Here is a 22,133-nt window from a genome sequence, read left to right on the forward strand (position 1 = left end):
AAGCGGGCGCAGTGGAAATTACCCGGTTCGAAGTGACAACGGCAAATTTGTTATCGCACCGTTATCCGGCGCGCACCCGCCCCAGCCGGTGTCTGAGCTAGACAGGGGGCGGCCCGTAAACTTGTCGACATGGCCCACGACTGGTTGCTCGTGGAGACGCTAGGGGACGAACCCGCCGTGGTAGCGCAGGGGCGTCAACCGAAGAACCTCGTTCCGATAACCGCGTTCCTGCGACGAAGTCCCTACCTCTCCGCGGTCCGTACAGCGATCGCCGAGTCCGTACAAACCGGCCAGAGCCTGACCAGCATCACCCCCAAGAGCGACCGCGTCATCCGCACCGAACCCGTAGTGATGTCCGACGGCCGCCTGCACGGCGTGCACGTCTGGAGCGGGCCTGCCGGCACGGATCCGCCGGAGCGGCCAATCCCCGGCCCGCTCAAGTGGGACCTGACCCTGGGCATGGCCACCGATACTCCGGAGTCGCTGGAAAACAGCGGCAAAAATCCGGCGGTCGAGGCCACTCACGGGAGGGCCTTTGCGGAGGATCTGCCATCGCGCGATCTCAATCCCAACGAGAGCAAGGTATTGGCATTGGCCATCAAAGCCGAAGCCGGTCAAACCCTGTGCAGCAGCTGGGATATCACCGATTGGCAGGGCGAGCCGATTCGGGTGGGCTTCGTCGCGCGCACCGCGGTGGAACCGGGGCCGGACGGTCGCGACCACTTGATCTCGCGCGGGATGAACTGGCGGGGTGAACTCGAAGGGGCACCGCTGCCAGTCGATCGACTGGCACAGCAGATCCTGAACGGTTTGGCCCAGCCGGGAGTGCACCGGGCGTTGGTCGACCTCAACAACTGGACCCTGCTGAAGTGGCTCGACGACCCCTGCCCCTTCTACGACTGGCGCGGCAGCGACCCCGACCGGCCACGGGTGCATCCCGACGACGAGCATCTGAAGTCGTCAATGACCTCAGAATTCGCCGGCGGTGCGACATCCCGGGTGTTGCGCCTGCCCGGCGACCGTGGCGCGTGGGTGCCCATGCACGTAACCGTCAACCGGGTAGAACTCGAACCGGATACCTTCGCCGGATTGGTGTCGCTGCGACGACCCACCGACGAAGAACTCGCCGAGGCGAATCTTCTAGGCGCGGACGGCACGGGCTAGCCAACTGGGCCGGCCCGTGCCGCTGCCTGGGCCGCGCCGGCGAAGGCGACACCCACCCGGACCGTTACCACCACGTCGAGTCGGTCTACGCGGCATCCGGCGTCGTCGACACGCATGGCCCGGGCCACTGCGATCGCCCGGTTGCAGGCCGCCGCGATGCCCGACGGTAGTCGCGCCGCACCCGCCAGCGCGGCCAGATCGGCCGCCGCCTGCGCCCGGTGGCGTGCCACCACGACCGAGCCGAGATACGCGGCCGCACCGGTCACCGACAGCAGGACGGCGACCATTGCCGCTGCGACCACGGTGGCCGAGCCGCGGTCATCCCGCCGGTTCGGCCGCCGACACCGCTTTGGCCGCAATGTCCAACGCTGGCAACAGCTTTGAGTGCGCGACCACGGTGGCGACCATGAAGTCGCCGTCGCGGCGTACCTGAATCTGCGCGCCAGCCGGGGCGATGCGCCGCGCTGCCGCGACAGCCGCCTGTTCGTCGCCGCGCGCCGACAGCCGGGCCGCCTCGCGTGCGGCATCGACACAACGCACCTGCATCGACACGGCGGTGATCCCGGCCAGGCACACCACCAGCACAACGACCAATGAGGCGACCCCCAGCGCCGCCTCGACCGTGCTCGCACCGGCACTCGAAGCTATACCTTCGTGTTGAGCGCGCGACCGATGATGTTGGTCAGCGCCGACACGATGGAATGACCGGTGACGACGGAATAAAGGATCGCGCCGAAGGCCGCCGCCGCGATAGTCCCGATCGCGTACTCGACTGTGGACATCCCGGACTCGTCGGTGGCTAGCAGCGTCATGCGCGCCACAAAAACCCGAAACATGTTGATCACCAATACTTTCTCCTTTTGGTCGCTCTCGGTCTTTTAAAAGCTGTTCGTCACTGTTCACAGCAGTCCCGATTGAAGAAGGTCGCCGGCCAAGCCGGCGACCACCGGAACAATGCCCAGACACACGAACGCCGGCAAAAAGCACAGTCCGAGTGGTCCGGCGATCAGCACCCCGGCACGCTCGGCGGCCGCGGCCGCCGCGTATGCCGCGTCGCTGCGGCACTGATCGGCCAGTTCCGCGACGCCGGCGGCCAGCGCCGAGCCCGAGGACGCCGAACGCCTCGCCAACCGCAGCAACGCATCGATCTGCGGGTCCACCGAGTCGGAGGCCAGATCCCGCGGCGACCACGCCACCGCCGGGTCGGCGCCCAGCGCCAGCAGATCGGAAGCCCGGCGGAGCACCGAGGCCAATTTTGGTGGCGCGGACGGCGCGGTCGCCGCCGCGGCGGCCGACACCGCCATGCCGGCCGTCAGGCAGACCGCCAGCACGTCGAGGCTGGAGGCGACCGCCAGCGGGTCCGCACCGCGTTTCGTGCGCTGCAGCCGACTCCGCCTGGTAAGTGCGCGGACCGGTCTCCCGGCTCGCGCCCGCACCATCGACGGGCCGGCGCCGGTCCACAACGCCACCGCCAACAACACCGCCGCGGTACTCATGCCTCGGCTCCGCTTCGCTCCGGTCCTCGCTCGTTCCTCGCTGCGATCCTCACTCGCGGCACCTTCGGGTACTCATGCCTCGGCACCGCTTCGCTCCGGTCCTCGCTCGTTCCTCGCTGCGATCCTCACTCGCGGCACCTTCGGGTACTCATGCCTCGGCTCCCGCTCCCTCGGTAATGCGGTCCGACCACAGCAGTCCCAGGCAAGCGAGCGTCGACCCCACGACCAGCAGCCATCCGCCCGCATGGCCACTCAACAAGAACCTCAGCGGCCGGGCCCCGATCAGCTGACCGAGCAGCACCCCGAGCACCGGCAGGCCGGCCAGGATGGCAGCGGTAGCGCGAGCGCCGGCCATCCCCGATGCCACCCGCGCCGCGAACCGTTGCCGCTCGGCAATGTCTCGTTGTGCGGCGCGCATCAAAGTCGCAATGGCCAACCCATGGTCGCTGGCCAGCTGCCAGCACACGGCTAGCCGCTCCCACTGCGACGGCAGCGCCGAGGAGCCGGCCGCTCCGCGCAGACCCGCCGCAACATCGGCGCCCAATCTGGCCCGGGCCGCCACTGCGCGCAACGACCCGGCAACCGCGCCGTGCGTCTCGTCCGCCGCGACGTCGAACGCATGCACCGGATGCGAACCCACGCGTAGTTCGCCGACCAGCACATCCAGCCCGGTTTCCAAGGTCTGGCCCTCGTCGGTCGCCCGGCGGATGCGGCGGCCATGACGGCGACGCAGGGTGGCGGTGGCGCCCAGCACAGCGCCGGCGAGGACCGTCGTCGACGGCAGCAACGCGACGGCGGCGACCACGGAACACCCCACCGCGATGCGGCCCGTGCAGCGGGCGCCTGCCAACCGCAGGTGCCGGCCGCCGGGCACCGCAACAGCAAGCCGGCGCCGCGGGGACGACGAAAGCATCAGCAGAGCAAGCGATAAGAACAGCGCCGCAATCACCTGGCCGGTCATGACGGCAGTCGGCTCCGCAGCAGGCGCTGCAGATCACCCGCATCGTCGGTCATGCCCCGGTCGGCATGCCACACGGTGACCGCCCGGACCGTCCCGTCCGTCGGGCGCAGCACAGCGATCTCAGCCAGCCGACGCCGCCCGAAGCGGTCCCGGGCGACGTGGAGCAGCACCTGGACGGCGGCCGCAAGCTGACTGTGCAGCGCGGCCCGGTCGAGCCCGCCGAGCGCGCCCAGCGCCTCCAACCGCGCGGGGACCTCGCCCGGATTGTTGGCGTGCACGGTGCCCGCGCCGCCGTCGTGGCCGGTGTTCAGCGCCGTCAGCAGATCGACGACCTCGGCGCCCCTGACCTCGCCGACCACGATGCGGTCAGGCCGCATCCGCAGCGCTTGACGAACCAACTGGCGCACCGGCACCTCGCCGACGCCTTCGACGTTGGCACATCGCGCGACCAGCTTGACCAAATGCGGATGCCGGGGCGCCAGCTCGGCAGCATCTTCGACGCAGACGATGCGCTCATTGGGAGCCACCCCGCCCAGCATGGCCGCCAACAGAGTTGTCTTTCCGGCCCCGGTGCCCCCGCACACCAGAAATGCGAGCCGCGCGGCGATGATGTCGGCGATCAGCGCAGCGGCTTGCGGCTCGATCGCGCCCGCCGCGGTCAGGGCGGCCAGATCCTGAGTGGCGGGCCGCAATACCCGCAACGACAGGCAGGTGCCCGCGGCCGCGATGGGCGGCAACACGGCGTGCAGCCGCACCGCGAACTCGCCGCCGCCGATCGCGGGTAGCTGGCCGTCCACCCAGGGTTGCGCGTCGTCGAGGCGCCGGCCGGCGGCCAACGCCAGCCGCTGCGCCAATCGCCGCACCGCCGCCTCATCGGTGAACCGAATTTCGCTGCGGCGCAGTCCGTTTCCGTCGTCGACCCACACCGCATCCGGCGCGGTGACCAGCACGTCGGTGGTGCCATCGGCACGCAGTAGCGGTTCGAGGATTCCGGCGCCGGTCAGCTCGGTCTGCAGAACCCGGAGATTGGCGAGAACCTCGGTATCACCGAGCACTCCGCCAGACTCGGCCCGTATCGCGGCGGCCACCACCGCGGGCCCCAGACGCGACCCCGGCGGGGCGGGTTCCGCGGCCAGCCGCTCCCGCACCCGGTCGATCAGCGACCCGCTCACGCCGCCCTGCCGTTCTGCAGTGTGCCAGGGCGTGCCGGCAGCACACCGAGCACCCGACGAGCCGCCACCGCCAACGCGGAGCCACGCCGCACGCGCAGACCACCGTGTTCCAGCTGCTCGGCTAGGCGCGGCTGAGCTCGCATGGAGGCCAAAAGCGGCAGACCCGCGATGTCTGCCACCTCTGCTGCGCGCAATCCGCCCGGTGACGGTCCCCGCACGACCAGGCCGATGTTGGGATTGATCGCGGCCAGCACCGGAGCGACAGTCGCGGACGCCGCGCACGAACGCACATCGCACGGGCTCACCAGGACGACGAGATCGGCTGTGTCCAAAGCGGTCTGGGTGGCGTCAGTCAGGTTGCGGGGAAGATCGCATACCACCATGACTCCTCCGCGGCGGCCGGCATCGATGACGGCCTCGACCGGTCCCGCATCGGCCTCGTACCCGCGTCTGGTGCCGGAGAGCACACTGACCCCGCGATGGCGGGGCAGTGCTTCACGGATGGCCGACCAATGCAGCCGCCCGCTCTGTAGTGACAGATCGGGCCAACGCACACCGGGCACGCCTTCCCCGCCGACCAGCAGGTCGATGCCACCGCCCCACGGATCGAGATCCACCAGGAGCGCGTCGGTGGCCGCGAGCGCGAGTGCGACCGCGAACAACGACGCGCCGGCGCCGCCGCAACCGCCGATCACAGCGACGACGTCTCCTCGGGGAGCGTCGTCGCGCGCCGACTCGGCCGCTTCGGCCAATTCGTGGACCAGTCCGGCCTCTTGCTCGGGCAGCCTCAGCACCTGCTGAGCACCGATGACGATGGCCGACTCCCAGGTCGCCGTGGTTGGTTCGGTGGCGGTCACGACGCTGACATGGACCCGCCTCGGGAGGGCCAGCCGCCCGCAGCGTTCGGCCGCAGGCTGGTCGAGGACCACGGCCGCGGCCGCCGACCATGTCCGTCTGCTTAGCGCAGCTCCTGAGCCGAGGTGCACCACTCGGATGCCGACGGCAGCGGCAACCCGGTCCAGCTCGTCACGCAGGTCGGCGTCGGTCAGCACCGCCAACACACCGGCCGAAGCCGTCTTTACGTTGCCCCCGTCGCTACTCACCCACCCAGCGTGGGCGGCCAGAGGGCTGGGACGCCAGTCCCAGACAGCGATCTGTGGAAAGAGACGCAAGTGTGCACAAACTGACCGGCCCAGCACGGCGACCGCGCGCGACAGCACATTCCCGCAACACGCAACTAGCTGCAGCGAGCGCCCTGCGTATGAGAAATATTTACCGGAGAAAAGGGACGACCCCCGCCAGGGGGGGAGGAGGCGAGGGTCGTCGTGTATCAGCCCCGGGGGGTCGGGCTGATACACCCTCGGACTAGGCCGAGTACTGCTTACTATACACATGACAGTCCGCACTAACGCAAGTGGTCGTTGCATCAAAAAGACACCTTGAGCCGCAAAAACGCGACCTGCCTGGGGTACCTCGGCCAACTCGGTGGCGATTTGGGGCGCGATACCACGGCCTCGTCAGGGCCGCCGCCTATGCTGGGTGCGTGACCGCCTCCGACTCGGCCGCGCAGCAGCAAACCTCACCTGAAGCAGTGCCGCCCGCCGGTCCCGGTGCCCGCACCGCGGCTTTTTTCGACCTCGACAAGACCATCATCGCGAAGTCCAGCACACTGGCGTTCAGCAAACCATTCTTTGCTCAGGGGCTGCTGAGTCGTCGCGCTGTGCTCAAGTCCAGCTATGCGCAATTCATCTTCCTGCTCTCCGGGGCAGATCATGACCAGATGGACCGGATCCGCGCTCACATGACCAACATGTGCGCCGGGTGGGACGTCGCCCAGGTCAAGTCGATCGTCAACGAAACACTCCACGACATCGTGACGCCGTTGGTGTTTGCCGAAGCCGCGGACCTGATCACCGCGCACAAGCTTTGCGGCCGCGACGTGGTGGTGGTTTCGGCCTCGGGCGAGGAGATCGTGGCCCCGATCGCCCGCGAGTTGGGCGCCACCCACGCCATGGCGACGCGGATGGTCGTTGAGGACGGCAAGTACACCGGCGAGATTGCGTTCTATTGCTACGGCGAAGGCAAAGTGCAAGCAATCCGCGAGCTGGCGGCGCGTGAGGGCTATGCGTTGGAACACTGCTACGCCTACTCGGACTCGATCACCGACCTGCCGATGCTCGAGGCAGTCGGCCACCCGCACGTGGTCAACCCCGACCGCGCCTTGCGCAGAGAAGCCATCGAACGTGGTTGGCCCATACTGACGTTCGACCGGCCGGTGTCGCTGCGCGACCGCATTCCCGCACCCTCGGGGGCCGCGATCGCAACAACGGCCGCGGTGGGTGTCAGCGCGCTGGCCGCCGGCGCGGTCACCTACGCGCTGCTGCGCCGGTTCGCTTTCTAGCTCCGAGCAGCTTCGGCTGCCAGCAAACTGGCCAGCGCGCAAATTCGGTGCCCCTTCGCAACATTCACTCAATTGGGCCTTGCTGTGCCAAGGGTCTAGTAGTACAAAGGAAACACGGAAGCCCGGTGAGGCCTAGGTCGATCCGGAAGAGAAGGTTCGTTCTCCCGATCCGGGCACCTAGCACGGTTCTCGGCACCCACGCTGAGTCACAGCCGCGATAATGGCAGAAGTGTTGCGGGCCTGCGTAATTGCGAAAAGTGAAAGGTATCGACGGCCCTTTGGGTGGGGTTGCAACCGGAAGCGTCGCAAGATCGCCGAGGCCATCCCACGCAGCCCATAGGATGTACGCCTGGTAACCGAGTTCCGTGTTAGCGGGCGGCGGACCGAATAAATCGGATCGCCGCCCGCTTTCACATGTTTCACGCCATTTCCAGGGCGCCTGCTGGCTATTGCTTCGGATTCTTCGGCAACGACTCGGCAATCGACAGCGCCTCCTCCGCGCCGGCCTGTAGCGCTCGGCAACACACCAGCAGCCACGCCCCTACCCCTTTCGGCGTGCCTTCGCCGAAACCGCGCGCGGCGTCGCGATAGTCGGCGGATTGGCGCATCCATCGAACTTCCGGCACCCCCAGCCCGTGCGGGTCCAGTCCGGTCGCCATGGTCACCAGCCGCGAGACGGCTCGGGCGACGACGCCGTCCGCGCTACCGAACGGCTTCAGGGTGAGCAGCTCTCCGTGTGCGACCGCGGCAACCACCGGTGCGGACGCCTCGGTGCGGCCGGTCACCAGCTCGGCGAGCAATTCCAATCGGGGCCCAATTTCGGGCTCGGCGCGAGGACGACCCAGTCGGTCCGCATCGACCTGGTCCGCAGCGGCCAGCATGTGCAGGCGCGCCAGCGCTTGCAACGGGGCCCGCTGCCACACCGCGACAAGGGTGCCTCCGCCGCCTTCCAGCGCCTGGGCCACCCGCAGCGCTCCACCGAAAACCGGATCGCTGACGCCTGACTCCGGTCCGGCCGAGTCCGCCAGGTCCTCCAGGCGCACCGGGCCGCCGTCGAGCACCGACGAGGCCCGCGCGGCCCGCAGTGCCGATTTGGCAGCAGTCACCGGCCAGCCGCGCAGGTTGGCACGATGCCGGTGGGCCCGGCCCAGCGCGTCGCGAGCCCGGTCACTGGCCTCGGCGACGCCGGGGAGCTCCATCAGCGGAGCCAGCGGATCAGCCGTCACGAATTGCCAAGCCTATCGGCGATGGCCGAGACGCCGGGGATGGCCTGCAGCAGCTCACGGGTGTACTCATGACCGGGCCGACTGAACAATTCTTCGGTGGGGGCACGTTCGACCACCCGGCCGGCGCGCATCACCAGCACGTCGTCGGCAATCTGCCGGATCACCGCCAAGTCGTGACTGATGAACAGGTAGGTCAGACCCAATTGCGTCTGCAGGCCGGCCAGCAGATCAAGAATCTGCGCCTGCACCAGCACATCAAGTGCCGACACCGCTTCGTCGCAGACGAGTACCTCCGGGCGCAGCGCGAGCGCCCGAGCGATCGCCACCCGCTGCCGCTGACCGCCCGACAGCTCACGAGGCAGCCGGCCCAGGACCGACGACGGCAATGCCACCTGGTCGACCAGCTCACGCACCGCGTGCTCGCGTTGCCGTCGATCGCCGATCCGGTGGATCCGCAACGGTTCCTCGATGGCGCGATACACCGTGTATCTGGGATCCAGACTGCTGTAGGGGTTCTGCAGCACCGGCTGGATCCGCCGGCGAAAGGCAAGTTCCCGGTTCCGGTCCCGGTTGTCTGTGATCTCGGTGCCGCCGAAAACCACCGTGCCCGACGTGGGTCGCAGCAGACCGAGGACCATCCGCGCCAGCGTCGACTTTCCCGACCCGGACTCGCCGACGATCGCCAAGGTGCTTGCCCGTCGGAGCCGGAATGACACGGCGTCGACGGCCCGGAATTCCGTTCGCCGCCAAGGTGCGCCGTGCGACTCCCGGTAGACCTTCGTCAGCTCCGAGGCGACGAGAATATCTTCGGTCTCGGCGGGCACTTCCCGGCGTCGGGTCGCAGTCAGCGACGGCGCCGCAGCCACCAGCCGACGGGTGTACTCGTGTTCGGGGCTGCGCAGAATCTGCTGTGCCGCACCGGCTTCCACCACCTTGCCGCGGTGGACGACGACAACGGCCTCGGCCCGCTCGGCGGCCAGCGCCAGATCGTGCGTGATCAGCAGTAGAGCGGTACCCAATTCAGCGGTGAGGCGTTGCAAATGGTCGAGCACCTGGCGCTGCACGGTGACGTCCAGCGCGGACGTCGGCTCGTCGGCGATCAATAGCCGGGGCCGGCCCGCCAGGCCGATGGCGATCAGCGCACGTTGGCACATGCCCCCGGACAGCTGATGCGGGTATCTGGCCGCCTGTTTCACCGGATCGGGCATACCCGCCTCGGCGAGCAATGCCACCGCCCGCCGTCGTGCGTCACGGCTATCGGCGTTGGCCCGCAAGGCTTCCCGGATTTGGAAACCTACCTTCCAGACCGGGTTGAGATTGGTCATCGGATCCTGCGGGACATAGCCGATCTCACTGCCCCGGATGGACCGTAGCACCCGGGAGTCGGCTTGCCGATCGGACGACGCGATGTCGCGGCCGTCGAAAACGATGCGGCCGCCCGTGATTCGACCGCCGGGCGCCAGCAGGCCGAGGATCGCCGTGGCCGCGGTGGATTTCCCCGACCCGGATTCACCCACCACGGCGACGGTTTGACCACGACGCACGGTCAGATCTAGCCCGCAAACCGCGGGATCCTGGGCGCCGAACCTGACTTCCAGGCCCTCGACCGACAACAGCGAAGGCTCAGCATTCATGCGCGCCACGCCCGCGATGCCGGATCCAGTGCGTCGCGCAGGACGTCGCCCATCATCATGAAGGCCAGCACCGTAATCGCCAGTGCGCCTGCGGGATAGAAAAGTATCGGTGAGCCGGCTCGTAGCCGGGTCTGGCCGATGTTGATATCGCCGCCCCACGAAACCACCGACGTCGGCAGGCCCACGCCGAGGTAGGACAAGGTCGCCTCGGTGACAATGAACGCACCCAGAGCAATGGTGGCCACCGCAATCACCGGGCCGATGGCGTTGGGCAGCGCATGCCGTAGCAGGATCTGAAATCGGCTCAGCCCCAGCGCTTTAGCCGCCAGGACATAATCGCTGCCCCGCACTTCCAGCACTGCCCCGCGCGCGATCCTGGCCACCTGCGGCCAGCCGAACAAGGCCAGGATGGCGATCACGGTCCAGACCGTGCGGTGGTGCATGACCTGCATGAGCACGATGGCTGCCAACAGCAGCGGCAATCCGAAGAACACGTCGGTGACACGGGAAATGACGGCGTCGATCCAGCTGCCGTAGAAGCCCGCCAGTGCACCTAGGGCCCCGCCGACGACGAACACCGCCAAGGTGGCTCCCAGCCCGACGGTGACCGATGCCCGTGCACCGTAGACGGTGCGCGCGTAAATGTCGTGGCCCTGCAGGTCTGTGCCGAACCAGTGGGCCGCCGAAGGCGGCTGCAGGCTCTGACTGGGATCGGCATAGGTCGGGTCGGCTCCGGTGAACAACGCCGGAAACCCGGCTACGACGACGACGAGCAAGATGAGCGCGGCGGCGACGATGAACTTCGGTCGGCGACGCAGATTGCGCCAGGTGTCGCGCCAGATGCTGTGTGTCTCAGCCATACCGGATCCTGGGGTCGAGCGCCGCGTAGAGCAGGTCCACCAGCAGGTTGGTGATCAGGTAGATCAGCACCAGCACCGTCACTATCGACACCACCGTCGGCGCCTCCTGCCTGGTGACGGCCTGATACAACACCCCGCCGACGCCGTGGATGTTGAAGATGCCTTCGGTCACAATCGCTCCGCCCATCAGCGCTCCCAGATCGGCACCGAGAAAGGTGACCACCGGGATCAACGAATTGCGCAGGATGTGCACCGTCACCACTCGTCGCCGCGACAGGCCTTTCGCGGTGGCGGTGCGCACGTAGTCGGCGTGCGCATTGGCGGCCACCGCCGACCGGGTCAATCGCACCACATAGGCGAATGTCACCGAGCCCAGGACGATTCCAGGTAGTAAAAGGCGGGTGAAGCTTGCCCTTTCGCCGACGGTCACAGGTGCGATGCCCAGTCGGACCCCGAAGAGGAACTGCGCCAGAAACCCGAGCACGAAGATGGGGATCGCGATGATGACGAGACCGGTGACCAGCACCGTGGCGTCGAAGACACTGCCCTGGCGTAAGCCGGCGATCACGCCGAAGCCGATGCCCAGCACCGCCTCCACCGCCAGCGCGATCAACGCCAGCCTGATTGTCACCGGAAACGCGTGCGCCAGAACGGCACTGACCGGCAGGCCGGAGTATGCGCGGCCCAGGTCGCCATGCAGGATACCGCCCAGGTAGCGCAGATACTGCAACAAAAAGGGATCGTCGAGGTGGTAGCGGGCGCGCAGCTGTGCGGCCACGGCAGGGGTCAACGGCCGGTCTCCGGCGATCGCGGCCAGCGGATCACCGGGTAACAGGAAGACCATGGCGTAGATCAGCAGCGTGGCGCCAACGAACACCGGCACCATTGCGGCCATCCTGCGCGCTATGTACCAACCCATTTCAGGCCTTCACGATGTTCTCGTAGTCAGGCAGGCCGTTCCAGCTGACCGTGACACTGCGGACCGCCGACGACCACCCGACCACACTGATGTAGTACCACAGCGGCACAGCGGGCATGTCGTGCAACAGGATTCGCTGCGCGACATTGACCAAAACGTCTGCCTCCGGCAGGCTGGGTGCAGCTTCGGCCCTCGCCAGCGCCGCGTCGAACTCCGGGCTGGAGTATCCGACGTCGTTGGATCCCGAACCGGTTCCGTACAGCGGGGAGAGGAACTCGATCATCGACGGATAGTCGCCGATCCAGCCGGCCCGGAAAGCGGTGTCGATGGTGCGGTTGGTGATCTGGGTGCGGAATCCCGCGAATGTTGGCTGTGGCGCGCCGAAGGCGTCGATGCCCAGCACGTTCTTGATGCTGTTGGCGACGGCGTCCACCCACTCCTGATGGCCGCTATCGGCGTTGTACGCGATGGCGTACCGCCCGCTCCACGGCGAGATCGCGTTGGCCTGCGCCCAAAGTTTCCGGGCCCGTTCGGGATTGAAGTCCAGCACGTCGTTGCCGGGCAGGTTCGGATCGAAGCCCGGCAGCGACCGGGCAGTGAAATCGCGCGCGGGGCTGCGGGTTCCGGCGAAAATCTGCTGGCAGATTTGCGGACGGTTGATCGCGACCGACAGGGCGAGCCGGCGCAGTCGGCCCTCTTCGCCGCCGAAATGCGGCAACCGCAGCGGGGTGTCGAGGGACTGATTCACCGCGGCCGGCCCACTGGCGGCGTTGCCGCCGAGATCGCGCTTGTAGATCGTCAACGCGCTCGACGGAATCGTGTCCAGCACATCGAGATTGCCGGACAGCAGGTCGGCGTAGGCGGTGTCCAGGTTTGCGTAGAATTCGAACCTCAAGCCTTTATTGTGTGGCTTTCGGTTGCCGTGGTATCCGGGGTTGGGTTTCAAGTCGATCCTGACGTTGTGTTCCCAGGCCTGGCCCCCGGGGCCTTGAGAACCATTGTCAAGCTGGTACGGGCCGTTGCCGACCGGGTTGCGCCCGAACGCTGCCATGTCCCGAAAAGCCCTGTCCGGCATCGGATAGAACGCGCTATGGCCCAGCCGCAAAGTGAAGTCGACGGTCGGCGCCTTGAGCCGCACGGTGAATTCGCGATCGTTGATTACCTTCAACCCGGACATGGTGGTCGGCCTTCCATCACCTGGTGCCCCGGCAACCTCATCGAATCCGTCGATCGGGCTGAAAAACTCTTGTTGCAGTTGGGCATTGGTGCTTGCAGCCCCATAGTTCCACGCGTCGACGAACGAGCGGGCCGTCACCGGCGATCCGTCGGTGAACGTCCACCCGGGTTTCATAAGGATTCGATAGTTGACGTTATCCGTGGTCTCGATCGACTGCGCCACCTCCGGCGACGGTTTGCCCGTGGCGTCATAGGACACCAGGCCGGCGAACAGCCGATCGAGGATCCGCCCGCCAAAGCTGTCGTTGGTGCCGGTCGGAATCAACGGATTCGGCGGTTCGCCGCCGTTGACCACCACCACATCGGGGCTCAGTACCCCGCCGCCGCAACCGGCCAGGGAGGCGGTCAGCAGCACCGCTGCCAGGACGGCAGCCAGCGTGGCCCGCAACCTCTGACGCATGACAGCGACCATAGGTGCTGACGTGGCGGCACGCTGTCAGCACCGGTGCCGACGCGCCGTGCTGGCCAGTGATTCTTACCCACTGCTACAGTTGCCTTATTGTGCGTTTTCGGGTTGCGGGCGGGCCTTCTAGATCGTCACGGTGGAAGTCGGCCATCGCTGTCGTCGCTGTGTTGTGCGTCTCCGGCGCTGCGGTGGGCAGCTGGGCCCTGCAGACCGACATCGCGAGCGACGCATCGCAATCGGTCACCGCAACAGCACTGATCAGCCCGAACGCCGGTCCGGCACACGTCAATCGCCGCTCCGCGTCAGTAGGCGATCTCGACAGCGGGTCCCCCTCGGACGACAAGGCCGTCAAAGGCGCCGGGTTGAGGCGTGATCGGCCGGCCACCTGGTCGGTGTGCGAACCACGCGGCGCTTGGTCACCGCCCACGGTTGCCTGGGTCGCCGGGACGCAGCGGCAAGGCGACGTCCGTTCCCGGGCACCCGCCACCGTACTCACCGGCCAAGATCTATTGACCCAACTCTGCGTCGCGCGCCGCTGATCGGTCAACCGCCGGGCAATTGCCTTGCGTCACAAGCCTTTGCGGCGATGAGTCGCAGCTAGCGTCGACGCGTCCGTCGGTGCCGCCGCCGGACCGGCAGAGCCCGCGGCGACCTTGGCCTTTCCGCGTAACCCAGCTTCTAGGAGCAATCCAGCAATGGATTTCGGGACGTTACCGCCGGAGATCAACTCCGCACGGATGTATCACGGGCCCGGCCCGGGGTCGATGTTGGCCGCCGCGGCGGCCTGGGACGAACTGGCCGGCCAACTGTACGAAGCGGCCGCCGACTACCACGCCATGACCTCAGGATTGGTTGACGGGTGGCAGGGCGCGGCGGCAACGGCGATGGGCCTGGCCGCGACGCCGTACCTGGCGTGGCTGAATGCCACTGCCGCATCGGCGCAGCACGCGGCGCGCCAGGCCAGAGCCGCCGCCGACGCGTTCCAATCAGCTTTCGCGGCGACGGTCCCCCCGCAGCTGATCATGGCCAACCGCGCCTTGCGGGCATCGCTGGTGACGGCGAACTTCTGGGGCCAAAACCACCCGGCAATCGCGGCAGCCGAGGCCGACTACGAGAAGATGTGGGTCCAAGACGCCGCCGCGATGTATGCCTACGCCGACGCGTCGGCTGCGGCCTCGGCCATGCAGCAGTTCGAGTCACCGCCCGCCGCCGGACCCGCCCAGACGTCCGACGCTGACGATGACGTCATATCCGCTGGCGCACAAGTGATTTCCACGTTACCCCGAACACTGAGAGCGCTCTCCTCGGCCTCGTCGACGCGGTTCGGCAAGGCTCTGCTGTCGATGTCGTCGCCGCTGTCGAAGCTGAGTTCGCGGCGGCTGGGTTTCGCAAAACACGCCAGCGTTCCGATCGCTGTCGCGATCGCGGGTGCTGCCAAAGCGGTCCGGACTAACCGCGCGTCTGTGGTCGCCGGGGTGGGCCGCGGGATGTCGATTGGAGTGTTGTCGGTACCGCGAGCCTGGTTTCCAGCGCCGCCGGTCGGGTCTTTCGAAACCGAATTCCAGAGCGCTGCCATTGCCATCGGGCGCCGGCTGAGTGGACGACCCGGGCGCAGCGCAACGTAAGCCACTCGTTCGGCGGAATGCCTCGGCCAGCGGCGCGAAGGCAGTAACCGCGACCGATATCTGCTCAAAACCTCAATTTCGATCAACCCCTAGACCAAGGAAATGGGATGGATTTTGCTGGATTACCACCAGAGATCAACTCCGGCCGAATGTATATGGGCCCCGGGGCGGCGCCGATGCTGGCGGCTTCGGCCGGATGGGATGCGCTGGCCGCCGAACTGCACACCGCCGCCGGGGGCTATCAGTCGGTAATCACACAGCTGACCGGGCAATCGTGGATCGGTCCGTCGTCGATGTCGATGGCAGCCGCGGTCACGCCCTACCTGATCTGGATGAGAGCCACCGCCGCCCAATGCGAAGAGGCGGCCCGGCAAGCCACCGCGGCTGCGGCCGCCTTCGAAACCGCCTATGCGATGACCGTGCCGCCGCCAATGGTCGCGGCCAACCGGGTTCAATTGGCGACGCTGGTGGCGACCAACCTGCTGGGGCAGAACACGCCCGCGATCATGGCCAACGAAGCAGAGTATGCAGAGATGTGGGCCCAGGACGTCACGGCGATGTACGGCTACGCGGCGAGTTCTGCTGCGGCGTCAGCTGTCACGGCGTTCACGCCACCGCCGCAGACGACCAACCCCGGCGGGCTTGGCGCCCAGGCCGGCGCGGTCGCGCACACGGCGTCGACGCACCTGATGGCCACAGTGCCCCAGACATTGCAGGGTCTGGCGACGCCCGGATCGTCAACCGCGGGCACGATTGCCTCGTCGGGAATGTCGTCGGCGGCATCGGCGCCCGTCGCTGCAGTTTCCGGCCTCGCCGGAGTGTCAGGCATGAAGGGCGTCGGCAAAAGCGCCGGCGCTCTCGAAGGCGCGGCGACGGGCCTGACCGGTCTCAGCGGTGAAGAACTGGGCTTGGCTGAGGACACCGCTGGCCTCGGCATGGACGCGTTCGGTCTGGTGGGTTTGGACGGCGGGGGTGTCGGCCTGGACTTGCTCGGCGTGGGCATGGACTTCACCGGCGCGGACGAGTTGAGCGAGTCGGCAGGATTAGGGCCGCTGGGTGCCCTGGGACAGTTGGGTGGTGCCCGAGCTTTAGGACCGGCGGGCGGAACCAGCGCGGCCGCGAGCCTGGGTCAAGCGACGCCGCTGGGGACTTTGTCAGTGCCTCCGAGTTGGGGCGCTCAGGCGACCCAAGCCGGGTCGATGACTGCGCCGGCACCCATCCTCGACCCGGGCGTCGTGCCGGGCGGGACGACGCCGGTGGCGAATGGACCCGCGATTTCCAGACTGCCGCTGGGCGGAATGGTCGGACGCGAATCCGAGGGTGCGCTGCGAGTCGGGTTTCGTCCGTCCCTGATTCCCCATTCGCCGTCGGCCGGATAGCACGACCTCGTCGTCGCCTGCGCGCCCCTGGTTGCGGCGCTAGGCTCGCAGGCGCGAGCCTCGACCCAGGAGAGAGCCAGTGAGCGAAACCAAACCCGAAGGATCCGCAGAGGCCACCTCGTATCCGCCGCCCGAGCAGTTCGTCGAGCAAGCCAACGCCCGCGAGGATCTCTACCGGGAGGCAGAGAAAGACCGGCTGGCGTTCTGGGCCAAGCAAGCCGAGCGGCTGTCATGGGAGACGCCTTTTACCGAGGTTTTGGACTGGTCGGATGCACCGTTCGCCAAATGGTTCGTCGGCGGCAAGCTCAATGTCGCCTATAACTGCGTGGACCGTCACGTCGAGGCCGGCGATGGGGATCGGGTCGCCATCCACTGGGAGGGCGAACCGGTCGGCGACAGCCAAAGTCTGACGTATTCCGATCTGCAGAGCCAGGTTTGCAAGGCTGCCAACGCATTCACCGATCTCGGCCTGACAGCCGGTGATCGGGTCGCGATCTACATGCCGTTGGTTCCCGAAGCCGTGATCGCCATGTTGGCCTGCGCGCGGCTGGGAGTCATGCACACCGTGGTGTTCGGCGGCTTCACCGCCAAGGCATTGCGGGCCCGGATCGCCGACGCCGAGGCCAAGCTGCTGATCACGACCGACGGGCAATTCCGTCGCGGCAAGCCGGCACCGCTGAAAGAGTCCGCTGACGAGGCGGTCGAAGGGCCGGACAGTCCCGTCGAGCACGTTATCGTGGTGCGGCGCACCGGGATTGATGTGCCGTGGGAAGACGGTCGCGACCTGTGGTGGCACGATGTGGTCGACTCGGCGTCAGCCGAACACACCCCGGAAGCGTTCGACGCCGAGCAGCCGCTGTTCCTGCTGTACACGTCGGGCACCACCGGCAAACCCAAGGGCATCGTGCACACCAGCGGCGGCTACCTCACCCAGTGTGGCTACACGATGCACGCCATTTTCGACGTCAAACCCGAAACCGATGTGTTCTGGTGCACGGCCGACATCGGCTGGGTCACCGGCCACACCTACGGCGTCTATGGTCCACTGTGCAACGGCATCACCGAGGTTCTCTACGAGGGCACGCCCAACACTCCCGATGAACACCGCCACTTCCAGATCATCGAAAAGCACGGCGTCACAATCTATTACGCTGCGCCCACGTTGATCCGGACGTTTATGAAGTGGGGCAGGCAAATTCCCGACTCCCATGACCTGTCCAGCATTCGACTGCTGGGCTCGGTCGGCGAGCCCATCAATCCTGAGGCTTGGCGCTGGTACCGCGATGTCCTTGGCGCAGGCCGGGTTCCGGTGGTGGATACGTGGTGGCAGACCGAGACCGGCTCGGCGATGATCTCGCCGCTGCCCGGAGTGGCCGCGGCCAAACCCGGTTCGGCGATGGCACCCCTGCCCGGCATCTCAGCCAAAATCGTTGACGACCAAGGTGATCCGCTGGAGCCCGCCGACGACGAGGCGGGGCACATCAGCGGCTATCTGGTGGTGGACCAGCCCTGGCCGTCGATGCTGCGCGGCATCTGGGGCGACCCCGACCGCTACCGGGAAACCTACTGGTCGAAATTCGCCGACAAGGGCTTCTACTTCGCCGGCGATGGTGCCCGCCTTGACCCCGATGGAGCGATTTGGGTGCTGGGCCGCATCGACGACGTGATGAACGTGTCCGGACACCGCATCTCCACCGCCGAAGTGGAATCGGCTCTCGTCGGCCATTCCGGCGTCGCCGAAGCCGCGGTGGTCGGGGTCACCGACGACACCACCGGGCAAGCCATTTGCGCGTTCGTTGTCTTGTGCAACAGCGACGACGCGCACGAAGGAACCGTCGATGAGCTGCGCGGCGAGGTCGCCAAGGAGATCTCGCCGATCGCCAAGCCACGCGAAATTCACATCGTCCCCGAGTTGCCCAAGACCCGCAGCGGCAAAATCATGCGCAGGTTGTTGCGCGATGTTGCCGAAAACCGCGAGCTGGGCGACACGTCAACGCTGCTCGATCCCGGCGTGTTCGACGCGATCAAGGCGGCCAAATAGCCCTGCCGGCCCCGCGGCAGCGACACAGCTCAGCCGGGCACCGGCACGAATCCCGCACCGGGACGATTCTTCGCGGTGACGTCGGCCAGTATCGAGTTGAAGTCCATCACCACCGCCGGGGTGTGCAGCGGAATGTACTTGATGACGCAGGTCGGCAGGTTGTCGCTGAAGGCACCGTGGATCATGCCGACCAGCAGGTTGTTGACGGTCACCGGGGCGCCCGAGTCACCCGGTCGCCCGCAGACCTGCATGACGATGGTGCCGGGCTGCTGGCCCATCCCCCAGGTGACGCCGCAGGAGTTACCCGTGGTACGGCCCTGCTTGCAGGCGACTTCACCGAAGGCCGGGTCCGGCCCGATGCCGTTGATCACAAAGCCGTTGTAGTTGGCCACCGGCGCCACCTTGGCCGGGTCGAACTTGATCACCGCATAGTCCAGGTTGTCGTTGCCGGCGACCATGACACCCAGCGGACCGCGGCTTTCCGCGACCTCCGCGGCGACTTGAGCACCCGGACTCCCGCAGTGCGCGGAGGTGAAGCCGATCAGCTGACCGGTGCGATCGGTGCCGATCGTGGTCAGGGTGCACATGGTGTCCCCGTTGACGACGATGCCCGCCCCACCGCCCAACGGGATTCTGTCGTCAGCCGACGCAGTCGCAGGCAGTCCAACCAGTGCCCAGAGCATGGCGGCGACCGCCACCGCTACCCAGCGGCGCGCTGACTGCACGGCAAAACTCCTGTCTGGCTGGTTGAGCGTCGGAGAACCGGTGCGCCAGTCTAAATGATCGATTGTGAATACCCGTTCTGGCCGAATTGCCGTGCCGTCGATTAGTTGGGAGATGTCATCACTCCTCCAGTGTGCTGTGGCTGGCCTCGTCTGGCGAAGCACCACATGGCAACATGAACCGCGACGACAGCGAACCGGGCAAGCAAACCGAAAGGACCGTCTGTGAGCAAAGCCGATCACACGAACGGTGTGCCCAGCACCTTGACCACGATTCCGTTGGCCGATCCGCATGCCCGGTCGGGTGAGCCGTCGATCGGTGACCTGATCAAAGACGCGACCACACAAATGTCCACGCTGGTGCGCGCCGAGGTGGAACTTGCCCGTGCCGAGATCACCCGTGACGTCAAGAAGGGCCTGACCGGCAGCGTGTTCTTCATCGCTGCGCTGGTGGTGCTGTTCTACTCCACGTTCTTTTTCTTCTTCTTCCTCGCCGAGCTACTCGATACCTGGCTGTGGCGTTGGGTGGCATTTCTGATCGTCTTCGCGATCATGGTCGTCGTTACCGCGGTGCTTGCCCTGTTGGGCTATCTGAAAGTCCGTCGGATCCGGGGGCCGCGCGAGACCATCGAATCGGTCAAGGAGACGCGAACAGCGCTCACCCCGGGACACGACAAGCCCGGGACTCCCAAGGCAATAACCTCCGATCCCAAGAAGCCCGCCGACCCCTCAGGTTGGTAGATGCCAGCACCAGATCCGTCGGTGGTCCGCATCGACGGGCCATGGCGCCATCTGGACGTCCACGCCAACGGCATCCGATTCCACGTCGTCGAATCCGTGGCGACTGGCCAGCCCACCGAGCCGGCCACGGCGCGGCCACTGGTGATCCTGCTGCACGGTTTCGGCTCGTTCTGGTGGTCGTGGCGGCACCAGCTGCGTGAGCTGACCGGAGCGCGGGTGGTCGCGGTCGACTTGCGCGGCTACGGCGGTAGCGACAAGCCTCCGCGCGGCTACGACGGCTGGACGCTCGCCGGCGACACCGCTGGGCTGATCCGGGCACTCGGACACTCCTCGGCAACCCTGGTCGGCCACGCCGACGGCGGGCTGACCTGTTGGGCCACCGCATTACTGCATTCCCGGCTGGTGCGTGCCATCGCGCTGATCAGCTCACCGCATCCGGCCGCGTTGCGCAGGTCCACCCTGACCCGACGCGACCAGAGCCGGGCGCTGCTGCCGACGCTGCTGCGCTACCAGGTGCCGATGTGGCCCGAGCGGCTGCTCACCCGGCACAACGCCGACGAGATCGAGCGACTGGTCCGCAGCCGCAGCTCGGCGAAATGGGTTGCTTCTGAAGACTTTTCACTCACCATCGGACATCTGCGGCAGGCGATCCGGATTCCCGGTGCAGCGCACTGCGCACTCGAGTACCAGCGCTGGGCGGTCCGCAGTCAGCTGCGCGACGAGGGTCGGCGCTTCATCAAGTCGATGTCCCAACAGCTCGGCCTGCCACTGCTGCACCTGCGCGGCGACGCGGATCCCTACGTGCTGGCCGATCCCGTCGACCGCACGCAGCACTACGCTCCGCACGGACGCTACTTATCCATTGCCGGCGCAGGGCATTTCAGCCACGAAGAAGCACCGCACGAAGTGAACCGGCATTTGACGCGCTTCCTCGAGCACGTGCACGGGCCGCGGCTCAGCTGACGCAGGCGCCGGTAGCGACGGGCTGGGTGTAGCCGATCCGCTCGAGTTGAGCGGCCACCTCGTCGGCCGTCAGCACAAAGCCGGTGTTGGCGTCGTCGACGGCCGCACCGAACACCACGCCGAGCACCCGGCCGCTGAGGTCGATCAGCGGTCCGCCCGAATTACCCTGCTCGACGTTCGCGAAAATCGTGTACACGTCACGCGTTACCGGTTTGGGGTCCCGGTAGATGTCCGGCCCGCTGAGCTTGATGGCCTCGCGAACCCTGGCCGGGGTGGCCGTGAAGTTGCCGCCGCCGGGGTAACCGAGCACCACGACGCTGGTGCCCGACTTCGCTTCGGCCTGAGCGAAGGCCAGCGGTGGCGGCGGCAAGTTGGGCACGGCGAGGATGGCGATGTCGACCCGCGGGTCGTAGGACACCACCGTGGCGTTGAACGGATTGCCGCTGGCATACACCTGGACGCTGTTGGACCCCGCCACCACGTGGGCGTTCGTCATCACCCGGTTGGGTGATATCACGAATCCGCTGCCCTCCAGCACTTTCTGGCAACTGGGAGCCACGCTGCGGATCTTGACGACGCTTGGCCGGGTGGCGGCCACCACCGGATTGTTGGCCAACGCCGGATCCGGTGACGCGACCGGCGCCACCGGGGTCCGGCTGAACGGCTCCAGCACCGCGGGCAGGCCCGAGGTGTTCAGCAGCGCCGACAGCCGCTTCGGCACCGTCTTCAGGAACTGGGGTGCAACCTCGTTCACCGAAGCGAGGACCCGCGAACCCTTCACCGCGGACGCCAGCTCGGGCTGATCCTTCGATTGGGTCAGCGGAGTCGCCAACAGCCACGCCGCGGTCAGCACGACGATCACTTGCACGCCTACTCCGACGATCGAGTCGACCAACCGGACATTGCGGTTGCGGATCGCGCCGCGGACCGCCCGGCCCAGCACCACGCCCGCGACTTCGCCGACGACAACCAGCGCGAGGATGAGGAATAGCGCGGCAAAGAGCTTGGCCCGCGGCGCCGCGATATGGCTAACGATATGCGGGGCCAGCAGCACGCCGGCCAACGCACCCAACAGCACACCGGCGAACGACAGCATCGATCCCAGCGCGCCCGAACGCCAGCCCGAGATGGCCGCGATGAACGCGACCGCCAACACGGCCACATCCAGCCAGTCCGATGGGGTCAGC

The 22,133-nt window shown here is 67.1% G+C and carries 22 protein-coding genes; 8 read left to right on the forward strand and 14 right to left on the reverse strand.

What is annotated here, in order from left to right; genetic code table 11:
- Positions 1 to 129: 129 nt before the first annotated feature.
- Positions 130 to 1,164 (forward strand): PAS domain-containing protein, encoded by a 1,035-nt coding sequence (locus tag A9W99_RS01360; RefSeq protein ID WP_067372192.1) that lies wholly within the window; start codon positions 130 to 132, stop codon positions 1,162 to 1,164.
- Here the strand turns inward: A9W99_RS01360 and A9W99_RS27030 are convergent.
- The 7 genes from A9W99_RS27030 to ssd all read right to left on the reverse strand — a co-directional run bounded on the left by A9W99_RS27030 (position 1,161) and on the right by ssd (position 5,845).
- A complete protein-coding gene (locus A9W99_RS27030) occupies positions 1,161 to 1,466 on the reverse strand; it encodes an Rv3654c family TadE-like protein (protein WP_067372195.1) in 306 nt (101 codons plus the stop codon). The two genes, A9W99_RS01360 and A9W99_RS27030, sit on opposite strands and share 4 nt — an antisense overlap.
- A 16-nt stretch (positions 1,467 to 1,482) precedes the next feature.
- Positions 1,483 to 1,812 (reverse strand): TadE family type IV pilus minor pilin, encoded by a 330-nt coding sequence (locus tag A9W99_RS27035; RefSeq protein WP_305799899.1) that lies wholly within the window; start codon positions 1,810 to 1,812, stop codon positions 1,483 to 1,485.
- A complete protein-coding gene (locus A9W99_RS01375; RefSeq protein WP_156622893.1) occupies positions 1,809 to 2,000 on the reverse strand; it encodes a DUF4244 domain-containing protein in 192 nt (63 codons plus the stop codon). The genes A9W99_RS27035 and A9W99_RS01375 overlap by 4 nt, the downstream gene beginning before the upstream one ends.
- A gap of 63 nt (positions 2,001 to 2,063) precedes the next feature.
- On the reverse strand, positions 2,064 to 2,660 hold the full coding sequence (locus tag A9W99_RS01380; RefSeq protein ID WP_172828778.1) for a type II secretion system F family protein: 597 nt from the start codon (positions 2,658 to 2,660) through the stop codon (positions 2,064 to 2,066).
- Between the two features lie 148 nt (positions 2,661 to 2,808).
- Positions 2,809 to 3,621: a type II secretion system F family protein gene (locus A9W99_RS01385; protein WP_067372201.1), complete on the reverse strand. Its 813-nt coding sequence runs from the start codon at positions 3,619 to 3,621 to the stop codon at positions 2,809 to 2,811.
- Complete coding sequence (locus A9W99_RS01390; RefSeq protein ID WP_067372205.1) at positions 3,618 to 4,793, reverse strand: TadA family conjugal transfer-associated ATPase; 1,176 nt, start codon at positions 4,791 to 4,793, stop codon at positions 3,618 to 3,620. The genes A9W99_RS01385 and A9W99_RS01390 overlap by 4 nt, the downstream gene beginning before the upstream one ends.
- Positions 4,790 to 5,845 (reverse strand): septum site-determining protein Ssd, encoded by a 1,056-nt coding sequence (ssd, locus tag A9W99_RS01395; protein WP_082929765.1) that lies wholly within the window; start codon positions 5,843 to 5,845, stop codon positions 4,790 to 4,792. Before ssd ends, A9W99_RS01390 begins: the two co-directional genes overlap by 4 nt.
- A gap of 491 nt (positions 5,846 to 6,336) precedes the next feature.
- Here ssd and A9W99_RS01400 point away from each other — a divergent pair, with 491 nt between their 5' ends.
- Positions 6,337 to 7,194: an HAD-IB family hydrolase gene (locus A9W99_RS01400; RefSeq protein ID WP_067372211.1), complete on the forward strand. Its 858-nt coding sequence runs from the start codon at positions 6,337 to 6,339 to the stop codon at positions 7,192 to 7,194.
- 446 nt (positions 7,195 to 7,640) lie between these two features.
- Here the strand turns inward: A9W99_RS01400 and A9W99_RS01405 are convergent, their stop codons facing one another.
- The 5 genes from A9W99_RS01405 to A9W99_RS01425 are packed head-to-tail and all read right to left on the reverse strand — an operon-like array spanning position 7,641 to position 13,469.
- A complete protein-coding gene (locus tag A9W99_RS01405) occupies positions 7,641 to 8,420 on the reverse strand; it encodes an oxidoreductase (RefSeq protein WP_067372214.1) in 780 nt (259 codons plus the stop codon).
- Positions 8,417 to 10,054, reverse strand: a complete 1,638-nt coding sequence (locus tag A9W99_RS01410) for an ABC transporter ATP-binding protein (protein WP_067372438.1) — start codon at positions 10,052 to 10,054, stop codon at positions 8,417 to 8,419. The genes A9W99_RS01405 and A9W99_RS01410 overlap by 4 nt, the downstream gene beginning before the upstream one ends.
- Positions 10,051 to 10,914, reverse strand: coding sequence for an ABC transporter permease (locus tag A9W99_RS01415; protein WP_067372217.1), 864 nt, complete (start codon positions 10,912 to 10,914; stop codon positions 10,051 to 10,053). Before A9W99_RS01415 ends, A9W99_RS01410 begins: the two co-directional genes overlap by 4 nt.
- Positions 10,907 to 11,833 carry an ABC transporter permease gene (locus A9W99_RS01420; RefSeq protein ID WP_067372220.1) on the reverse strand — a complete coding sequence of 309 codons (927 nt, stop codon included), beginning with the start codon at positions 11,831 to 11,833 and terminating at the stop codon, positions 10,907 to 10,909. The genes A9W99_RS01415 and A9W99_RS01420 overlap by 8 nt, the downstream gene beginning before the upstream one ends.
- 1 nt (position 11,834) lies before the next feature.
- Positions 11,835 to 13,469 carry an ABC transporter substrate-binding protein gene (locus tag A9W99_RS01425; RefSeq protein ID WP_067372440.1) on the reverse strand — a complete coding sequence of 545 codons (1,635 nt, stop codon included), beginning with the start codon at positions 13,467 to 13,469 and terminating at the stop codon, positions 11,835 to 11,837.
- A gap of 101 nt (positions 13,470 to 13,570) precedes the next feature.
- Here A9W99_RS01425 and A9W99_RS01430 point away from each other — a divergent pair, with 101 nt between their 5' ends.
- The 4 genes from A9W99_RS01430 to acs all read left to right on the forward strand — a co-directional run bounded on the left by A9W99_RS01430 (position 13,571) and on the right by acs (position 18,520).
- A complete protein-coding gene (locus tag A9W99_RS01430; protein WP_156622877.1) occupies positions 13,571 to 14,014 on the forward strand; it encodes a hypothetical protein in 444 nt (147 codons plus the stop codon).
- Between the two features lie 156 nt (positions 14,015 to 14,170).
- Positions 14,171 to 15,100 (forward strand): PPE family protein, encoded by a 930-nt coding sequence (locus A9W99_RS01435; RefSeq protein WP_067372225.1) that lies wholly within the window; start codon positions 14,171 to 14,173, stop codon positions 15,098 to 15,100.
- 107 nt (positions 15,101 to 15,207) lie between these two features.
- Positions 15,208 to 16,479, forward strand: coding sequence for a PPE family protein (locus A9W99_RS01440; protein WP_067372228.1), 1,272 nt, complete (start codon positions 15,208 to 15,210; stop codon positions 16,477 to 16,479).
- 79 nt (positions 16,480 to 16,558) lie between these two features.
- A complete protein-coding gene (gene acs, locus A9W99_RS01445; RefSeq protein ID WP_067372230.1) occupies positions 16,559 to 18,520 on the forward strand; it encodes an acetate--CoA ligase in 1,962 nt (653 codons plus the stop codon).
- 29 nt (positions 18,521 to 18,549) lie between these two features.
- On the opposite strand, the gene A9W99_RS01450 is transcribed toward acs, so the two are convergent.
- The gene (locus A9W99_RS01450; RefSeq protein ID WP_156622878.1) at positions 18,550 to 19,245 is read right to left on the reverse strand and encodes a serine protease; all 696 of its coding nucleotides are present in this window, start codon (positions 19,243 to 19,245) and stop codon (positions 18,550 to 18,552) included.
- A 222-nt stretch (positions 19,246 to 19,467) separates the two neighbouring features.
- On the opposite strand from A9W99_RS01450, the gene A9W99_RS01455 reads away from it, so the two are divergent.
- Positions 19,468 to 19,983, forward strand: a complete 516-nt coding sequence (locus tag A9W99_RS01455; RefSeq protein ID WP_067372238.1) for a phage holin family protein — start codon at positions 19,468 to 19,470, stop codon at positions 19,981 to 19,983.
- Positions 19,984 to 20,946 (forward strand): alpha/beta fold hydrolase, encoded by a 963-nt coding sequence (locus tag A9W99_RS01460; protein WP_067372241.1) that lies wholly within the window; start codon positions 19,984 to 19,986, stop codon positions 20,944 to 20,946.
- Here the strand turns inward: A9W99_RS01460 and marP are convergent.
- Entirely contained in the window at positions 20,939 to 22,132 is a 1,194-nt protein-coding gene (gene marP / locus A9W99_RS01465) for an acid resistance serine protease MarP (protein WP_156622895.1), read from the reverse strand. The two genes, A9W99_RS01460 and marP, sit on opposite strands and share 8 nt — an antisense overlap.
- Position 22,133: the final 1 nt, after the last annotated feature.

Source organism: Mycobacterium sp. 1164966.3 (assembly GCF_001665395.1).
Taxonomy (GTDB): domain Bacteria; phylum Actinomycetota; class Actinomycetes; order Mycobacteriales; family Mycobacteriaceae; genus Mycobacterium.